Below are 15,661 nucleotides of genomic sequence, written 5' to 3' on the forward strand. Positions count from 1 at the left end.
ATGAAACCCGCCCTCTCCGGCGTCTATAAAACCAATAACGAGGTCTTTATGAATGCCCCTTTCGATCAGCTGTTCACGTGGCTGAAAGATCACAAGATTACCGAAGTTGAATGTGTGGTCAGCGACCTGACTGGCATCGCCCGCGGCAAGATCGCACCCACCAACAAGTTCCTGCATGAGCGAGGCATGCGCCTGCCGGAAAGTGTGCTGCTGCAAACGGTAACCGGGGATTTTGTCGACGACGACATCTACTACGACCTGCTCGATCCTGCCGACATCGACATGGTCTGCAAGCCAGTGGCAGACGCCGTGTACGTGATTCCATGGGCGATCGAGCCGACCGCCATCGTTATTCACGACACTTTCGACAAGTTCGGCAACCCGATCGAACTGTCGCCGCGCAACGTGCTGAAGAAAGTCTTGCAGCTGTACACCGACAAAGGCTGGAAGCCGATTGTCGCGCCGGAAATGGAGTTCTACCTGACCCAGCGCTGTGAAGACCCGGACTTGCCGCTCAAGGCGCCGTTGGGTCGTTCGGGCCGCGCGGAAAGTGGTCGTCAGTCGTTTTCCATCGACGCCGCCAACGAATTCGATCCGCTGTTCGAAGACGTCTACGACTGGTGCGAGCTGCAAGGTCTGGACCTCGACACCCTGATTCACGAAGACGGCCCGGCGCAGATGGAAATCAACTTTCGTCACGGCGACGCGCTGGATCTGGCCGACCAGATCACCGTGTTCAAACGCACCATGCGTGAGGCTGCGCTCAAGCACAACGTCGCGGCGACGTTCATGGCCAAGCCGATTGGCGACGAGCCGGGCAGCGCCATGCACATCCACCAGAGCGTGGTGGACATCGCCACGGGCAAACCGATCTTCGCCAACGCCGACGGGCAAATGAGCGAGTTGTTCCTGCATTACATCGGCGGTTTGCAGAAGTACATCCCGAAAGTGCTGCCGATGTTCGCGCCGAACGTCAACTCGTTCCGCCGCTTCCTGCCGGACACCTCGGCGCCGGTCAACGTCGAATGGGGCGAAGAAAACCGCACCGTCGGTTTGCGTGTGCCGACCTCCAGCCCTGAAGCCATGCGCGTGGAAAACCGCTTGCCAGGCGCCGATGCCAACCCGTACCTGGCGATCGCCGCGAGCCTGCTCTGCGGTTACATCGGCATGGTCGAGGGCATCGAGCCGAGCGCTGCAGTACAAGGCCGCGCCTACGAACGCCGCAACCTCCGCCTGCCGATCACCATCGAAGAAGCGCTGACGCAGATGGAAGAGTGCGAGACCGTCGCGCACTACCTCGGCGACAAGTTTGTCCGCGGCTACGTCGCGGTGAAACGCGCCGAGCACGAGAACTTCAAACGCGTGATCAGCTCGTGGGAGCGCGAGTTCCTGATGCTGAGCGTCTAAGACCTTCGTTGTCAGTACCACCGCTATCGCGAGCAGGCTCACTCCTACATTTGGAAAGCGCTCACCTGTAGGAGTGAGCCTGCTCGCGATGGCGGCAGCTTAAACACTAGAGAACCACCTGAAAAATCCAATAATTCGAAGAGGTGTCGTTATGCGTCTATTGAAATCCCTGATTCCCGCAGCTCTGGCCCTGGCATGCAGTGCCGGCGCTCAGGCCCAGCCTCAGGTCAGCGTCTACAACTGGACCGATTACATCGGCGAAACCACCCTCGCCGACTTCCAGAACAAAACCGGGATCAAGGTGATCTACGACGTTTTCGACTCCAACGAAACCCTCGAAGGCAAGTTGCTCGCCGGGCGCACCGGCTATGACGTGGTCGTGCCGTCCAACCACTTCCTCGCCCGTCAGGTAAAGGCCGGCGCGTTTCTCAAACTGGATCGAGAGCAGTTGCCGAACTGGAAAAACCTCGACCCGAAACTGCTCGAACTGCTGGAGAAAAACGATCCGGGCAACCAGCATTCGGTGCCGTACCTGTGGGGCACCAACGGCATCGGCTACAACGTCGACAAGGTCAAGCAAGTGCTGGGCATCGATCACATCGATTCCTGGGCCGTGCTGTTCGAGCCGGAAAACATCAAGAAACTCTCGCAGTGCGGCGTGTCGATGATGGACTCGGCGGACGAGGTATTCCCGGCCATCCTCAACTACATGGGCATGGACCCGCGCAGCGAGAACCCGGAAGACTTCAAAAAGGCCGAAGCCAAACTACTGAGCATTCGTCCGTACATCACCTATTTCCATTCCTCGAAATACGTCTCGGACCTGGCCAACGGCGATATCTGCGTGGCCTTCGGCTATTCCGGCGACGTGTTCCAGGCCGCCAACCGCGCCAAGGAAGCCAAGAACGGCGTGAACATCGCCTACGCCATTCCGAAAGAAGGCGCCAACCTGTGGTTCGACTTGTTGGCCATTCCCGCCGACGCCAGCAACGAAAAAGAAGCGCACACCTTCATCAATTACCTGCTCGATCCACAAGTTATCGCCAAGGTCAGCGCGTCGGTCGGTTACGCCAACCCGAACCCGGCCGCCAAGCAGTACATGGATAAGGACCTGGTCAACAACCCTGAGGTTTACCCATCCCAGGCCGTGCTCGACAAGCTCTACATCTCCTCTACCCCGCCCCAGGCGATCATGCGTCTGATGACCCGGTCCTGGAGCAAAGTGAAGTCCAACAAATGAATCAGTACACAGCAGAACATGCCCGTTCCTATTACGCAGCTTCGGCTCGGGCGTCCAACCCTTACCCGGTCATCGACGGTGATTTGAGCGCCGATGTCTGCGTGATCGGCGGCGGGTTCACCGGGGTCAACACGGCCATCGAACTGGCGCAGCGCGGGTTGTCGGTGATTTTGATCGAAGCCCGGCGCATCGGCTGGGGCGCCAGCGGGCGCAACGGTGGTCAGTTGATCCGTGGCATCGGCCATGAAGTCGAAGGCTTCGCCAAGTATGTCGGGCAAGAAGGCGTGCGCTATTTGCAGCGCGCCGGGATCGACTCGGTAGAACTGGTGCGCCAGCGCATCGAGGCCAACGCCATCGAGTGCGACCTGCGCTGGGGCTTCTGTGACCTGGCCAACACCAGTGCGCAGTTCGATGCCTTCAAGGAAGAACTGGTCGATCTCGCCGAGCTTGGTTACGCCCACGAAACCCGCATGATCGGCCCCGAGCAAATCCGCCAAAACGTGGTGGACTCCGGGATTTATGCCGGCGGACTGCTGGACATGGGCTCCGGCCACCTGCACCCGCTGGATCTGGTGCAGGGCGAAGCACGGCTGGCGGCCTCACTGGGCGTGCGCATCTTCGAGCAGAGTCCGGTGCTGGAAATCATCCACGGCGCGACCGTACAGGTGCGCTGCGCCAGCGGTACCGTGCGTGCCGGCAGCCTGGTACTGGGTTGCAACGCGCATCTGGACGAACTCGAGCAACAACTCACGGGCAAGGTGCTGCCGGCTGGCAGTTACATCATCGCCACCGAGCCGTTGTCCGAGGAACGCGCCGCGCAACTGATCCCGCGGAATGTCGCGGTTTGCGATCAGAAAGTCGGCCTCGACTATTACCGGCTCTCGGCGGACCGGCGCTTGCTGTTCGGCGGTGCCTGCCACTATTCCGGGCGTGATCCGGCGGATATCGCCGCCTACATGCGGCCGAAAATGCTCAAGGTCTTCCCGCAACTGGCGGACGTGCGCATCGATTACCAATGGGGCGGCAAGATCGGCATCACCGCCAACCGCTTTCCGCAGGTCGGGCGTCTCAAGCAACACCCGAATGTGTTCTACGCCCAAGGCTATTCCGGCCATGGCCTGAACGTCACCCACTGGTGCGCCAGGTTACTCGGCGAGGCGATACAGGCCGGCCACAGTCAAGGCATGGACGTGTTCAGCGGCGTGCCGCACATGACCTTCCCCGGCGGCCCGGCCCTGCGCTCGCCGCTGCTGGCACTGGGCATGTTCTGGTATCGCCTGCGCGAAATGCTCGGCTGATCCCGGATCACCCGGGCCCTGTTGGAGCTGCCGCAGGCTGCGATCTCTTGATCTTTAAAAACAACATCAAAAGATCGCAGCCTGCGGCAGCGCCTACCGGTTCGGCTTTGGCATTCCCTACTTATTTGCTCTATCGCCAAGCACTTCTATATTGATGAAGTGCTTTTGCGTTCCTGACGCTCAGTGCCCAATTATTCGAGGAGGACACGGATGAAGTCGTCAGCCACCGACGAGCCGCGAGCACCAGGCCAGGCCCCCATCAAGACCCGCCGCTTCGGCATATCGCTGGTGTGGATCGTGCCGATCGTGGCGGTGCTGGTGGGCATTTCGCTGGTGGTGCATAACATCCTTCAGGAAGGACCGACCATCACCGTCAACTTCAAGACCGGCAGCGGTCTGGTGGCCAACAAGACCGAAGTCAAATACCGCAACGTGGTGGTCGGTCAGGTCACCGATGTCGAATTGAGCGATGACCAGAAAAGCGTCAACGCCACCATCAAACTGGCCAAACAGGCCGAAAGCTTTACCCGCGAAGACTCACAGTATTGGGTGGTGCGCCCACGCATCGGCGCGGGTGGCGTGTCGGGCATCGATACCCTGCTCTCCGGCGACTACATCGGCGCCGATATCGGCCAGGCCAACAACCGCGCCAAACAATTCAAGGGCCTGGAGAATCCGCCGCCGATCACCTACGGCGAACCGGGCAAGCGCTTCATGCTGCACACCCAGGACCTCGGCTCGCTGGACATCGGCTCGCCGGTTTACTACCGCAAGATTCCGGTCGGTCAGGTCGTCACCTATGCCCTTGATGAAGGTGGCAAAGGCGTGAACATCGAAGTGTTCATTCATTCGCCCAACGATGCCTTTGTCACCGAAAACACCCGTTTCTGGAACGCCAGCGGGATTGACGTCAGCGTCGGCGCCAACGGCTTCCAGGTCAAAACCGAGTCGTTGTCGTCCATGCTGGTCGGCGGCATCGCCTTCCGTGCGCCGGACTACAGCCCCAACGACGTGGCGGCGGCCGATGACAAAGACTTCGAACTGTTCGCCGACCAGCAAACCGCCCTCGCCCCGCCCAACGGCAAGGCGCAATACCTGAGCCTGCGTTTCGACCAGTCCCTGCGCGGGCTCAAGGTCGATGCACCGGTGGAATTCCTCGGCATGGAAATCGGCCGGGTGGTGGCGATCAACCTCGATTTCGACGCAAAAAAACGCAGTTTCCCGCTTAACGTCGGCATCGTCATTTACCCGCAGCGCCTCGGTATGGCCTACGGCAAAATGCTCACGGCGTTCAAGCACGACCCCAACGATGAAGCGGCCGGCATTCGCCTGATCGGCACCTTCATCGACAACGGCCTGCGCGCTCAGGCCCGAAGCGGCAACCTGCTGACCGGCCAGTTGTACGTCGCGCTGGATTTCTTCCCGAAAGCCGAAAAAGTCGCCTTCGATCCGACCTTGCGTCCGGTGGTGATTCCGACCGTGCCCGGCAGCCTTGAACAATTGCAGGAAAAACTCGAAGCGGTAATCGACAAGCTCAATAAAGTCCCGGTCGATCGCATCGCCACCAACCTCGACAGTAATCTGGTCGAACTGCGCAAAGGCCTGACCCAGTTCAACGCCAAGACCTTGCCGGGCGTGCAGAGCACCCTTGCCGATGTCAGCAAAACCCTGCAGTCAGCCAGTTCGACCCTGGCCGAAGATTCGCCGCAACGCGAGAAACTCACCGAAACCCTCGACGAACTCGGCCGCATGTCGCGCTCGCTGCGTGAGTTGTCGGATTACCTCGGCCGGCATCCGGAATCGCTGATACGCGGGCGTCCGGACAACGCGGCGCCACTGGATCTGAAAGGACCGCCACGCAATTGAGCACAGGAGTCAAACCGATGGCTGTACCGCTGAAGATCACCGTGCTCGCTGCGTTCATGTTGCTGGGCGCCTGCCGCAGCGACCCGATCAGCTTTCACACCCTGACGCCAGTGCAACTGGGCAGCACCCGCGCCGGCGCGCAAATCCCGATTGAAGGGATCAGCGTGCCGCCGCAGGTCGACCGCCCGCAAATCGTCATTCGCCAGGGCAACAGTGGCCTGGCGATTCTTGAAACCGAATGGTGGGGCGCGAGCCTGGCGGATGAATTGCGCAGTGCGCTGACCGATCAACTGAGCAACAGCAGCGGTCGCGGCAACGTCTCGGTGCGCATCGAGGTGCAGCGCTTTGACTCGATTCCCGGCCAATATGGTTTGATCGATGCGAAATGGCGCCTGCGTCCGCTCGGTGATACCGACAGCGAGCTGGTGACTTGCCGCTCGACCTTACAAACCCCGTCCGGGCCGAGCATCGATGATCTGGTGGCGGCTCAGCAGAACAACGTCAAACAACTGGCCTCGTTGATCAGTCAGGCGGCCGGCAACTCGCGCGGGTGTCCGCCAACGCCTTGAGCGTGCAATTAGCCTGGATACTGACGTCTTCAGGCTTGCGTGCGAGCATCATTCATTCATTCAGCTTTGACTCGACACTCGATGTTTGTTGAACCCACCCGCAAACAAAACTGCATTTGAGTTTGTTTATCAAATGTCCGCTTTAGTTGTGCCCGGTAACTTCCGGCAATATTTTCACATCTTCTTCACTGCCCCGCCACGCCCCCGAACGTAGTGTTCAGCCTGCATTCAACTCGGTCGTCGTAAAGTCGCTCACAGCCTGAGCCTTACGTTGCGCTGAATGAAATACCGAACATTCAAAGGGGCAGGATTGTGGCGCCGTTATTTCAATTAAAAACTTTATTCAGATCGCCGCGAACCCTGCGTTTGCGTTTGTTACTGGCGTTGGCTTGTGTGGGGTTCGTGGCCATTCTGGTCAGTGGTTTCGTGTTCTGGCCACGTTCACCAGCCGATCTGGATCACGCGAACAGCCGCGTCACCGCCGAATGGATGCAGGCCTGGCAAGTCGGCGAAGTGGTTGCACTGGTGCGCCATACCGAACGCTGCGATCGCTCCGAGAATACTTGCCTGGGGCCGGCCGATGGCATCACCCACGTCGGCAGCGTCGCGGCGGCGGCCGTTGGCCAGGGCTTTCAGCAATTGGGCATGCAGCAGGCTCAAGTGCTGAGCAGTCCGCTGACCCGAACCGCACAAACCGCGCAATACATGTTCGGTCAGGACGCCAGCACGCAAGACTGGCTGGCCACCTGCGGCCCAGTGCTGCGCGATGAAGTGATCGCACACAAAACTGCCGGGCAGAATCTGGTGCTGGTTACCCACAGTGGCTGCATCAGCGACTTTGAAAAGCAGACCGGTTTCCCCCATGCGATTGCCGCCGAATACGGCAGCGTGTTGCTGGTGCGCATTGACAGCCATAAACAACTAAACGTACTGGGCATTATTAATGTGCCGTTCTGGAAGACATTAAATCTTGCCCATGCGCAGAACTAACACCATTCAATTCAACGCTTCACCCCCGACATTTATATCTGCGCCAAGGTCCAGTCATGACGTCTGATAACAAACCGTTGCGCCACGCTGTCCGGCATTTATCGCAAGCGCCAACAGCACGAACATTTGAACGCTGGGCGATTCCCGGTCTGCTCCTCGCCTTTGTGCTGTTTTACCTGCTGCCGCTGATGAGCCACGGCTTATGGATCCCCGATGAAACCCGTTACGGCCAGATCAGCCAGGAAATGCTCCTGAGCGGCAACTGGGTCGCGCCGCATTTCATGGGCATTCGTTACTTCGAGAAACCGATTGCCGGTTACTGGATGATCGCCATCGGTCAGGCGATTTTTGGCGACAACCTGTTTGGCGTCAGGATCGCCTCGGCGCTGAGCACCGGTGTGAGTGTCTGGCTGACCTATCTGCTGGCTCAGCGACTGTGGAACAGTCCGCGTCTCAGCGCCGCGTGCGCGCTGCTGTTCATGAGTTTTGGTTTGATCGCCGGTCAGGCCGGATATGCCAACCTCGATCCGCAGTTCACCTTGTGGGTCAACCTGAGTCTGGTGGCGGTCTGGTTTGCCATCGACAGTCGCAACACCGCGGCGCGGATTGGCAGTTGGGCGTTGCTGGGCGCGGCGTGCGGCATGGGCCTGATGACCAAAGGCTTTCTCGCTCTGCTGCTGCCGGTATTGATCGCCCTGCCCTACATGATCTGGCAACGCCGTTTTGGCGAACTGCTGCGCTTTGGCCCGGTGGCGGTGTTGGTGGCCGCGCTTGTCAGCGTGCCGTGGGCGCTGGCCGTGCACGTACGCGAACCGGACTTCTGGCGATTCTTCTTCTGGCATGAACACATCCGCCGTTTCGCTGCCGGCGATGACGCCCAGCATGCGCGGCCATGGTGGTTCTACCTGCCGCTGCTGTTTGCTGCCACGTTGCCATGGGCGCTGTTGTTGCCGTCGACGTTGATCCGCACCTGGCGCGAAAAGGCTCAGCCGAAAATTGCCTTCCTCGCTTTGTGGTTCCTGCTGCCGCTGGCGTTCTTCAGCCTGAGCAGCGGCAAATTGCCGACCTACATCATGCCGTGCCTGATGCCACTGGCCTTGTTGATGGGCCATACCGTGGTGAACTGGCTCGACAGTAGTAACGCGCGGGTGCTGCGTCTGAACGGCGTGATCAACACAGTGCTGGCCAGTGTCGCGCTGATTGCCCTGATCTACTTGCAGGCAAGCAAAGAGATTTACCAAAACACCGAGATGTTCAGCCTGTCGCTGGTGTTCATCGTGCTGATCGGCTGGATCATCGCCAACGCCCTGCAAATCATGCGGCCGCTGACCTTGTGGGCGATGCCGGCATTGGGCATTGGTCTGCTGATTGCGCTGCTGCCAGCGGCGATGCCGGCGCAGATCGTCGACAGCAAAATGCCGGATCAGTTTATTGCCGAACACCAGCAGGCGTTGAGCGAAACCACTTCACTGCTGAGCAACGACCTCGGCGCCGCATCCGCCTTGTCGTGGCGCCTGAAGCGTCCGCAGGTTGACCTGTTCAACACCGTCGGCGAGCTGAAATACGGCCTCGATGACCCGGCGATGGCCTCGCGCAAGGTGGGTCTGGACAACGTCGGCCAATGGATGACCGAGGCGCGCAAAAAAGGCTCGGTGGGTGTGGTGATGCGCGTCAACAGTGTTCAGGAAGCCCAGGAGATCGAGCTGTTGCCGCCGGATGGCAAGCATTACCAGCGCGGCAACCTGCAAATCTACCTCTTCAGCAAAACTCAGCCATGACCTCAGCGGCAGACGAACGCAAAGCGTTATGGCTGTTGCTGGCAGCGACTGCGCTGATGCTGTTGTTCGGGCTGGGCAGTCGCGAGTTATGGGGCGCGGAAACCCGCTGGGCCAACATCGCCTTGCAGATGCTGCAAAGCGGCGACTATTTCGATCCGTATCTCAAGGGTGATCCGTACTACGACAAACCGTTGCTGTCGTACTGGCTGATCACCGCTTCAGCCTGGTTGGCGGGCGGTCTGGGGCCTTGGTCATTACGTTTGCCTTCGGTTATTGCAGCGTGGTTGAGCGTGTGGCTGGTGTACCTGCTGGGCGAGCAACTGTTTCGCAAAGGCACCGGGCTTATCGCCGGATGGATGCTCGCGACCACCTTCTATTTCGTGTTCTGGGGGCGGGTCGCGACTGCGGACTCCTTGACGGTGTGCGGCGTACTTGCCGCTTTCTGGTGGTATTGGCGCGGACCAGAAGACACACGGCTCTGGCGCTACATCGTGTTCTTCGCGCTGCTGTCGCTGACTTCGCTGTTCAAAGGCCTGATCGGTTTCATCCTGCCCGGCCTGTTGTTACTCCCGCACTTGCTCGACGACGGCCGCTGGAAGCGTCATCTGAACTGGCGTCTGGCGGCGGCGCTGGTGATTGCCGGGGCGTTTTACATGCTGCCGTTCCTGTTGTCGCACTTCTATGGCGCGGCGAATTACAGCCAAAGCGGTCTGGGCCTGGTATTGCGCGAAAACGTCGTGCGGTTTTTTCAGCCGTTCGACAACATCGGGCCGATTTACACCTACTTGGTGTATCTGCCGGTCTACACCTTGCCGTGGGCGCTGTGCTGGATCATTGCGCTGCGGGTGGCGCTGCGAGACTGGCGAGACATCGAGCCTGAAACACGCTGGCTGATCAAGGGCCTGGCCTTGCTGATGATCTTCTTCACCGCCAGCGGCAGCCGTCGCAGCTATTACGTGTTGCCACTGGTGCCGTTCGCGCAACTGCTCGGCGCGTGGTGGATCACCCGGCGCATGGCGGCTGGCAACACGGATAGACGTGCATGGAAAATCGGTTTTGGTGTCGCCAGCGCAGTAATGGTCGCGATACTCGGCGTGCTGTATCCGTGGACCAACAGCGCTGGTGGCGTGATTCACTTCGGTGAAAACGTGCGCGAGCAAGCCAGCCGGCAGGCTCCGCTGGATCAGTGGCGCTTCGTCATGGTCGAGGTCGACAACAAAGTGCCGATGTACCTGCAAACCGGCGGCGCGCCCTTCTACTACGTGCCGGAGTCTCGTGACTTTCCGCGCAGCGGTAACTCGGCCGCGATGATCGCGTGGCTGGAACGCAACAGCGGCCAGCATTGGGACGCGCAACGCACGATCATCGTTGCCCAGTACCGTACGGGCGATCCGCTGCCGCTCGATTACCTCGGCGCCGATCACCAGATCGTCAGCACCACACCGACACGCGGCGAGCAGTTTTTCCATGGCCGCGAAGATCAGAGCGTCGCCTACATCCCCAATCCCTCCTGAACATCACGACGTTGAATGACGCACGGCAATCGTGCGTCGGCGAGTCGCTGCTAATCTGAATGGCAATGACATGTATTAACGGTTTGTTTGACGTTTTTTTCTCATTTGCTTCTCTACATTGCCGGCGGCCCAACATATGCAAATCATTCGCATTGAAGTCTGCGCGCGAATGCCTGCCCATAACGTCTAAAAAACAGGAGCGTTCTCGTCATGAATCCACAGTTTCCGTCCTTTCTGAAGCGTGCTTTGCTGGTCACTGCTCTTTTCGGTGCGAGTCAGGCATTCGCCGCCGACAGCGTTGGCCTGCTGGTCTACAACGCACAGCACGAAAGCCTGACCAAAGCCTGGGTGGCCGGGTTCACCGAAGAAACCGGGATTCCGGTGACGATTCGCAATGGCGACGACACCGAGATGGGCAACCAGTTGGTGCAGGAAGGCGCGGCTTCGCCGGCGGATGTGTTTTTGACCGAGAACTCCCCGGCGATGGTGCTGGTGGAAAACGCCAAGCTGTTTGCCCCGGTGGCGCCGGCGACGCTGGAACAAGTGGATTCGGCCTATCGCCCGGCTCACGGCAAATGGATCGGCATCGCCGCGCGCTCCACCGTGTTCGTCTACAACCCGAGCAAACTGGCGGAAAAAGACCTGCCAAAATCCCTCCTCGACCTCGCCAAACCCGAATGGAAAGGCCGCTGGGCCGCGTCCCCGGCCGGCGCGGATTTCCAGGCAATCGTCGCCGCCGTGCTGCAACAGAAAGGTGAAGCGGCCACCCTCGATTGGCTCAAAGGCATGAAAACCAATGCCACCGTCTACCGTGGCAACAGTGCCGTGCTCAAAGCGGTGAACGCCGAGCAGATCGACAGCGGCGTGATCTACCACTATTACAGCTTCGTCGATCAGTCCAAGACCGGCGAAAACAGCAACAACACCAAGCTCTACTATTTCAAGCATCAGGACCCGGGTGCCTTCGTGAGCATCTCCGGCGGTGGCGTGCTGGCCTCCAGCAAACATCAGGATGAAGCTCAGCAGTTCCTCAAGTACATCACTGGCAAACAGGGCCAGGAGATTCTCCACACCGGTAACTCCTTCGAATACGCGGTCGGCAAGGACGCGCCGTCCAATCCGAAACTGACGCCGCTGAAGGATCTTGATGCGCCAAAAGTCGATGCGTCGAAACTCGACAGCAAGAAAGCCGTCGAGCTGATGACTCAGGCCGGACTGTTGTAAGTGATGCCGGAAACCTTACCGGCGGAGGTGGCTGCGGCCTCCTCCGCCCACCGCCCATTGAAATCCCGCGCCCTTAATGGTCGCGGAGGTTCGTGGGTGGTCGCGTTGGCGATTGGCATTTCATTGTTGTCACTGCTGCCGATCGTTTTTGTGATCGGCGTGTCGTGGACCACCGGTTGGGCGAGCATTCAGGCCTTGGTATTCCGCCCACGGGTGGCCGAACTGCTGATCAACACCGTGTTGCTGGTATTGATCACACTGCCGCTGTGCATCGTACTCGGCACCACGCTGGCGTGGCTGACCGAACGCACCAACCTGCCCGGTCGGCGCCTGTGGTCGCTGCTCGCGGTGGCACCGCTGGCGGTGCCGGCGTTCGTGCACAGTTACGCGTGGGTCAGCCTGATTCCGTCGATTCATGGCTTGCCCGCCGGTGTGCTGGTGTCGGTGATCGCTTATTTCCCGTTTCTTTATCTGCCGATCGCAGCGACTTTGCGCCGTCTCGATCCAGCCATTGAGGACGTTGCCGAATCCCTCGGCCTCAAACCGTGGGCGGTGTTTTTTCGGGTGGTGTTGCCGCAGTTGCGTCTGGCGATCTGTGGCGGTGCGTTGCTGGTCGGCCTGCACCTGCTGGCTGAATACGGCCTCTACGCGATGATCCGTTTCGACACCTTCACCACGGCGATTTTCGATCAGTTCAAGTCGACCTTTAACGGCCCGGCGGCGAACATGCTCGCCGGGGTGCTCGCCCTATGTTGTCTGGCGATGCTCACCGTCGAATCCGCCGCCCGTGGCCAGGCGCGCTATGCGCGAGTCGGCTCAGGCAGTGCCCGCGAACAGCGCAGCATTCGCTTGAAGCGCAGCGCGGTGGTGTTCGGACTTATCCTGCAAAGCCTGACCTGCCTGCTCGCGCTCGGTGTGCCGCTGCTGACACTGGGCCGCTGGCTGATCGCGGGTGGCGCCGAGGTCTGGGAAAGTGGCGAGCTGTTGCCGGCGCTGCTGCAAACCCTGTCGTTCGGTGTGGCTGGTGCCTTGCTGACCAGTCTGGCGGCGATTCCGATTGCCTGGTTGTCGATTCGTGCGCCCGGCAAATTGCAGCGCTTGCTCGAAGGCTGCAACTACATCACCAGCTCGTTGCCGGGGATCGTCGTGGCGTTGGCCCTGGTCACCGTGACCATCCATTTCGCCCGGCCGATCTACCAGACCACGATCACGGTGCTGCTCGCTTACCTGCTGATGTTTTTGCCGCGAGCGCTGGTCAGTCTGCGCGCCGGTTTCGCCCAGGCACCGGTTGAACTGGAAAACATCGCCCAGAGCCTCGGCCGCTCGCCGTTGCGCGCCTTGTGGCTGATCACACTGCGCCTCGCCGCGCCCGGTGCCGCCGCCGGCGCGGCACTGGTGTTTCTGGCGATCACCAATGAGCTGACCGCAACGCTACTGCTTGCCCCTAACGGCACGCGGACCCTGGCCACCGGTTTCTGGGCCATGACCAGCGAAATCGATTACGCCGCCGCCGCGCCTTATGCGCTGTTGATGGTTCTGCTTTCGCTGCCGCTGACGGCCATTCTCTATCACCAATCCAGGCGCACCGCTGGCCGATGAACGCACTCGAACTGATTTCCCTGAGCAAATCCTTTGGCGCACAGAAAGCGCTGGACGACATCTGCCTGTCGGTCGCGACCGGCAGCCGCACCGTTATCGTCGGCCCCTCCGGTTCCGGCAAAACCACGCTGTTGCGGATGATCGCCGGTTTCGAATTCCCCGATGCCGGCAGCCTCACCCTCAACGGCCAGACGCTGGTCGACAGCACGCACGCCGTGCCGGCCTACCAACGCCAGATCGGCTATGTGCCGCAGGATGGCGCGTTGTTTCCGCACATGACCGTCGCCGCCAACATCGGCTTCGGTCTGGCCCTGACCGGCGCGGCCAGAACCGAGCGCATTGCACAGCTGATGGACAGCGTTGCGCTCGACGCCAACATGGCCAGCCGCTGGCCGCACGAGTTGTCCGGCGGTCAGCAACAACGGGTGTCCCTGGCCCGGGCGCTGGCACAGCAACCGCGTTTGATGCTGCTCGACGAGCCGTTTTCCGCCCTCGATACCGGACTGCGCAGCGCCATGCGCAAAATGGTCGCGCGCCTGCTCGAAGAGGCCGGTGTCACCACGATTCTGGTCACCCACGATCAGGGCGAAGCGCTGTCATTTGCCGATCAATTGGCGGTCATGCGTGGCGGGCGGCTGGTGCAATCGGGTCATCCGATGGACCTCTATCGCTACCCGGACGATGAGCAGACCGCGCATTTCCTTGGCGAAGCAGTGGTGATGCCGGCGCGGATCGAATCCGGTTGGGCGCATTGCGATCTCGGCCCGGTGCCGGTCAACAGCAATGGCTTCATCGGCAACGCGCAGATCATGCTGCGCCCGGAGCAATTGCAGGTGGCCGACGGCGTCAACGATGCGCAGGCCTGCAACGCCGTGGTCACTGAGCGCGATTTCGCCGGCAACACCTGCACGTTGACCGTCGAACTGCGCTCGCCAACCACTCTGGATTCGGGCCGTTCGCTACTGGTGCGCAGCTCCGGCATGCACGCGCCACCGGCCGGCAGCGCGGTGCAACTGTCGATACTTGGCGCCGCGCATGTGTTTGCCGCGTCCTGATCAGAGGTCGAAGCGATCCACCGCACGGCGCCGCTCGTTATCGTCGCGCACGTCGTAGTTGGCGGTGGTCTGGATATTGCTGTGGTGCGCGAGCTTCTGCGCAATCGACAGATCGTGTTCCTCAATCACCCGGGTGATGAACGAGCGGCGGAAATCGTGGGGCATGATCTTCACCCCGACCTGCGTGCCACGCTGACGGGCGATGTAATAGATCGCGTGTTTGGTGATGCGCTCGCGGGTGATGTGGCTGCCACGGCGGATGCGGTTGAACAGGAAGGCATCGTCGCTCTCGCCTTCCTTGAGCTGCGAGCGGCGAAATTCCAGCCAGGCATTGAGCTTGGCGAATGCCCAGGCCGGCGCGTACTTGATCAGTTGCTTATTGCCCTTACCGGTGACGGTCAGGCTGCGTTCGCTGAAGTCGACCTGATTCAGGTCCAGATCCACCGATTCCGACTTGCGCATGCCGGTGCCGTACAGCAAGCCAATCACCGCCGCGTCGCGCAGCCCTTGTGGGCGTGGATCGGCAGCGCACACCTCCATCAATTCGTGAATCAGCGTGCGCTTCAAGTTGCGCCCCTGGGACAGACGCGTGCCGGCAATGCCTTTGACCGAACGCATCTTCAACAAATGATCCTGAGTGATCAGGCTCATCCGCCACGCTTCATTCATCACGCCGCGCACGGCATTTACATAGAGCGAGGAAGTGTTCGGCGCGTAGTTGTCTTCGCGCAACGCGGCGACTAACGCAACAACATCTTCGGGTTGCAAGGCGTGCCACGGAATCTCTTCGACATTCATGTCTTCGAAACCGAGGCGGTCGGCAGCGTCCTGCAAAACATAGCGCATGGTCAGTTGGCTGGAGGGCGCCAGACGCGCCAGATACACGGTCATCGGATTGGTTTGGCGGGTTTCCAACGGGACAGCGGACAAGTCAGTCAAACGTAAAGGCCTTGAGTAAAAACAATTCAACACAACAACTAACAACTGCAACATTCCCAGTATAAAGGGAACACTTCTGTGGAACTTCTGTACTAAAAATGACGATAAACGGTAGAAGTCTGAACAGTGGCTGTATGAGTTTCATATAAACGATTCGCCGACCGCTTTTTCATGTTCCTTTC

Annotated in this window: 12 protein-coding genes; 11 read left to right on the forward strand and 1 reads right to left on the reverse strand. The window is 60.1% G+C overall.

Annotated features, from left to right (window positions below; genetic code table 11):
* Positions 1-48: 48 nt before the first annotated feature.
* The 11 genes from JFT86_RS21155 to JFT86_RS21205 all read left to right on the forward strand — a co-directional run bounded on the left by JFT86_RS21155 (position 49) and on the right by JFT86_RS21205 (position 14,540).
* Positions 49-1,407 carry a glutamine synthetase family protein gene (locus tag JFT86_RS21155; protein WP_064118134.1) on the forward strand — a complete coding sequence of 453 codons (1,359 nt, stop codon included), beginning with the start codon at positions 49-51 and terminating at the stop codon, positions 1,405-1,407.
* Positions 1,408-1,558: 151 nt separating this feature from the next.
* A complete protein-coding gene (locus JFT86_RS21160; protein ID WP_201238171.1) occupies positions 1,559-2,647 on the forward strand; it encodes a polyamine ABC transporter substrate-binding protein in 1,089 nt (362 codons plus the stop codon).
* Positions 2,644-3,945 (forward strand): FAD-binding oxidoreductase, encoded by a 1,302-nt coding sequence (locus tag JFT86_RS21165; RefSeq protein ID WP_201238172.1) that lies wholly within the window; start codon positions 2,644-2,646, stop codon positions 3,943-3,945. Before JFT86_RS21160 ends, JFT86_RS21165 begins: the two co-directional genes overlap by 4 nt.
* Positions 3,946-4,155: 210 nt before the next feature.
* Complete coding sequence (locus tag JFT86_RS21170; RefSeq protein ID WP_201238173.1) at positions 4,156-5,811, forward strand: MlaD family protein; 1,656 nt, start codon at positions 4,156-4,158, stop codon at positions 5,809-5,811.
* A gap of 17 nt (positions 5,812-5,828) precedes the next feature.
* The gene (locus tag JFT86_RS21175) at positions 5,829-6,380 is read left to right on the forward strand and encodes a PqiC family protein (RefSeq protein WP_201238174.1); all 552 of its coding nucleotides are present in this window, start codon (positions 5,829-5,831) and stop codon (positions 6,378-6,380) included.
* Positions 6,381-6,746: 366 nt separating this feature from the next.
* On the forward strand, positions 6,747-7,370 hold the full coding sequence (locus JFT86_RS21180; RefSeq protein ID WP_242489506.1) for a histidine phosphatase family protein: 624 nt from the start codon (positions 6,747-6,749) through the stop codon (positions 7,368-7,370).
* A gap of 56 nt (positions 7,371-7,426) precedes the next feature.
* Positions 7,427-9,148 (forward strand): lipid IV(A) 4-amino-4-deoxy-L-arabinosyltransferase, encoded by a 1,722-nt coding sequence (gene arnT, locus JFT86_RS21185; RefSeq protein WP_201238175.1) that lies wholly within the window; start codon positions 7,427-7,429, stop codon positions 9,146-9,148.
* Positions 9,145-10,662 (forward strand): glycosyltransferase family 39 protein, encoded by a 1,518-nt coding sequence (locus JFT86_RS21190; RefSeq protein WP_201238176.1) that lies wholly within the window; start codon positions 9,145-9,147, stop codon positions 10,660-10,662. The genes arnT and JFT86_RS21190 overlap by 4 nt, the downstream gene beginning before the upstream one ends.
* Before the next feature lie 210 nt (positions 10,663-10,872).
* On the forward strand, positions 10,873-11,886 hold the full coding sequence (locus JFT86_RS21195) for an iron ABC transporter substrate-binding protein (protein ID WP_201238177.1): 1,014 nt from the start codon (positions 10,873-10,875) through the stop codon (positions 11,884-11,886).
* A 3-nt stretch (positions 11,887-11,889) separates the two neighbouring features.
* Positions 11,890-13,485: an iron ABC transporter permease gene (locus JFT86_RS21200; protein ID WP_201238178.1), complete on the forward strand. Its 1,596-nt coding sequence runs from the start codon at positions 11,890-11,892 to the stop codon at positions 13,483-13,485.
* Complete coding sequence (locus JFT86_RS21205) at positions 13,482-14,540, forward strand: ABC transporter ATP-binding protein (RefSeq protein WP_201238179.1); 1,059 nt, start codon at positions 13,482-13,484, stop codon at positions 14,538-14,540. The genes JFT86_RS21200 and JFT86_RS21205 overlap by 4 nt, the downstream gene beginning before the upstream one ends.
* On the opposite strand, the gene JFT86_RS21210 is transcribed toward JFT86_RS21205, so the two are convergent.
* Positions 14,541-15,431 (reverse strand): tyrosine-type recombinase/integrase, encoded by an 891-nt coding sequence (locus tag JFT86_RS21210; RefSeq protein ID WP_201238635.1) that lies wholly within the window; start codon positions 15,429-15,431, stop codon positions 14,541-14,543.
* Positions 15,432-15,661: the final 230 nt, after the last annotated feature.

The organism is Pseudomonas sp. TH06 (assembly GCF_016651305.1).
Lineage (GTDB): Bacteria > Pseudomonadota > Gammaproteobacteria > Pseudomonadales > Pseudomonadaceae > Aquipseudomonas.

What these genes read in the sequence shown, in the direction of transcription:
- JFT86_RS21155 (WP_064118134.1), top strand. Translation starts at nt 49, where the DNA reads ATGAATGCCCCTTTCGATCAGCTGTTCACGTGGCTGAAAGATCACAAG.
- JFT86_RS21160 (WP_201238171.1), top strand. Translation starts at nt 1,559, where the DNA reads ATGCGTCTATTGAAATCCCTGATTCCCGCAGCTCTGGCCCTGGCATGC.
- JFT86_RS21165 (WP_201238172.1), top strand. Translation starts at nt 2,644, where the DNA reads ATGAATCAGTACACAGCAGAACATGCCCGTTCCTATTACGCAGCTTCG.
- JFT86_RS21170 (WP_201238173.1), top strand. Translation starts at nt 4,156, where the DNA reads ATGAAGTCGTCAGCCACCGACGAGCCGCGAGCACCAGGCCAGGCCCCC.
- JFT86_RS21175 (WP_201238174.1), top strand. Translation starts at nt 5,829, where the DNA reads ATGGCTGTACCGCTGAAGATCACCGTGCTCGCTGCGTTCATGTTGCTG.
- arnT (WP_201238175.1), top strand. Translation starts at nt 7,427, where the DNA reads ATGACGTCTGATAACAAACCGTTGCGCCACGCTGTCCGGCATTTATCG.
- JFT86_RS21190 (WP_201238176.1), top strand. Translation starts at nt 9,145, where the DNA reads ATGACCTCAGCGGCAGACGAACGCAAAGCGTTATGGCTGTTGCTGGCA.
- JFT86_RS21195 (WP_201238177.1), top strand. Translation starts at nt 10,873, where the DNA reads ATGAATCCACAGTTTCCGTCCTTTCTGAAGCGTGCTTTGCTGGTCACT.
- JFT86_RS21200 (WP_201238178.1), top strand. Translation starts at nt 11,890, where the DNA reads ATGCCGGAAACCTTACCGGCGGAGGTGGCTGCGGCCTCCTCCGCCCAC.
- JFT86_RS21205 (WP_201238179.1), top strand. Translation starts at nt 13,482, where the DNA reads ATGAACGCACTCGAACTGATTTCCCTGAGCAAATCCTTTGGCGCACAG.
- JFT86_RS21210 (WP_201238635.1), bottom strand. Translation starts at nt 15,431, where the DNA reads ATGACCGTGTATCTGGCGCGTCTGGCGCCCTCCAGCCAACTGACCATG.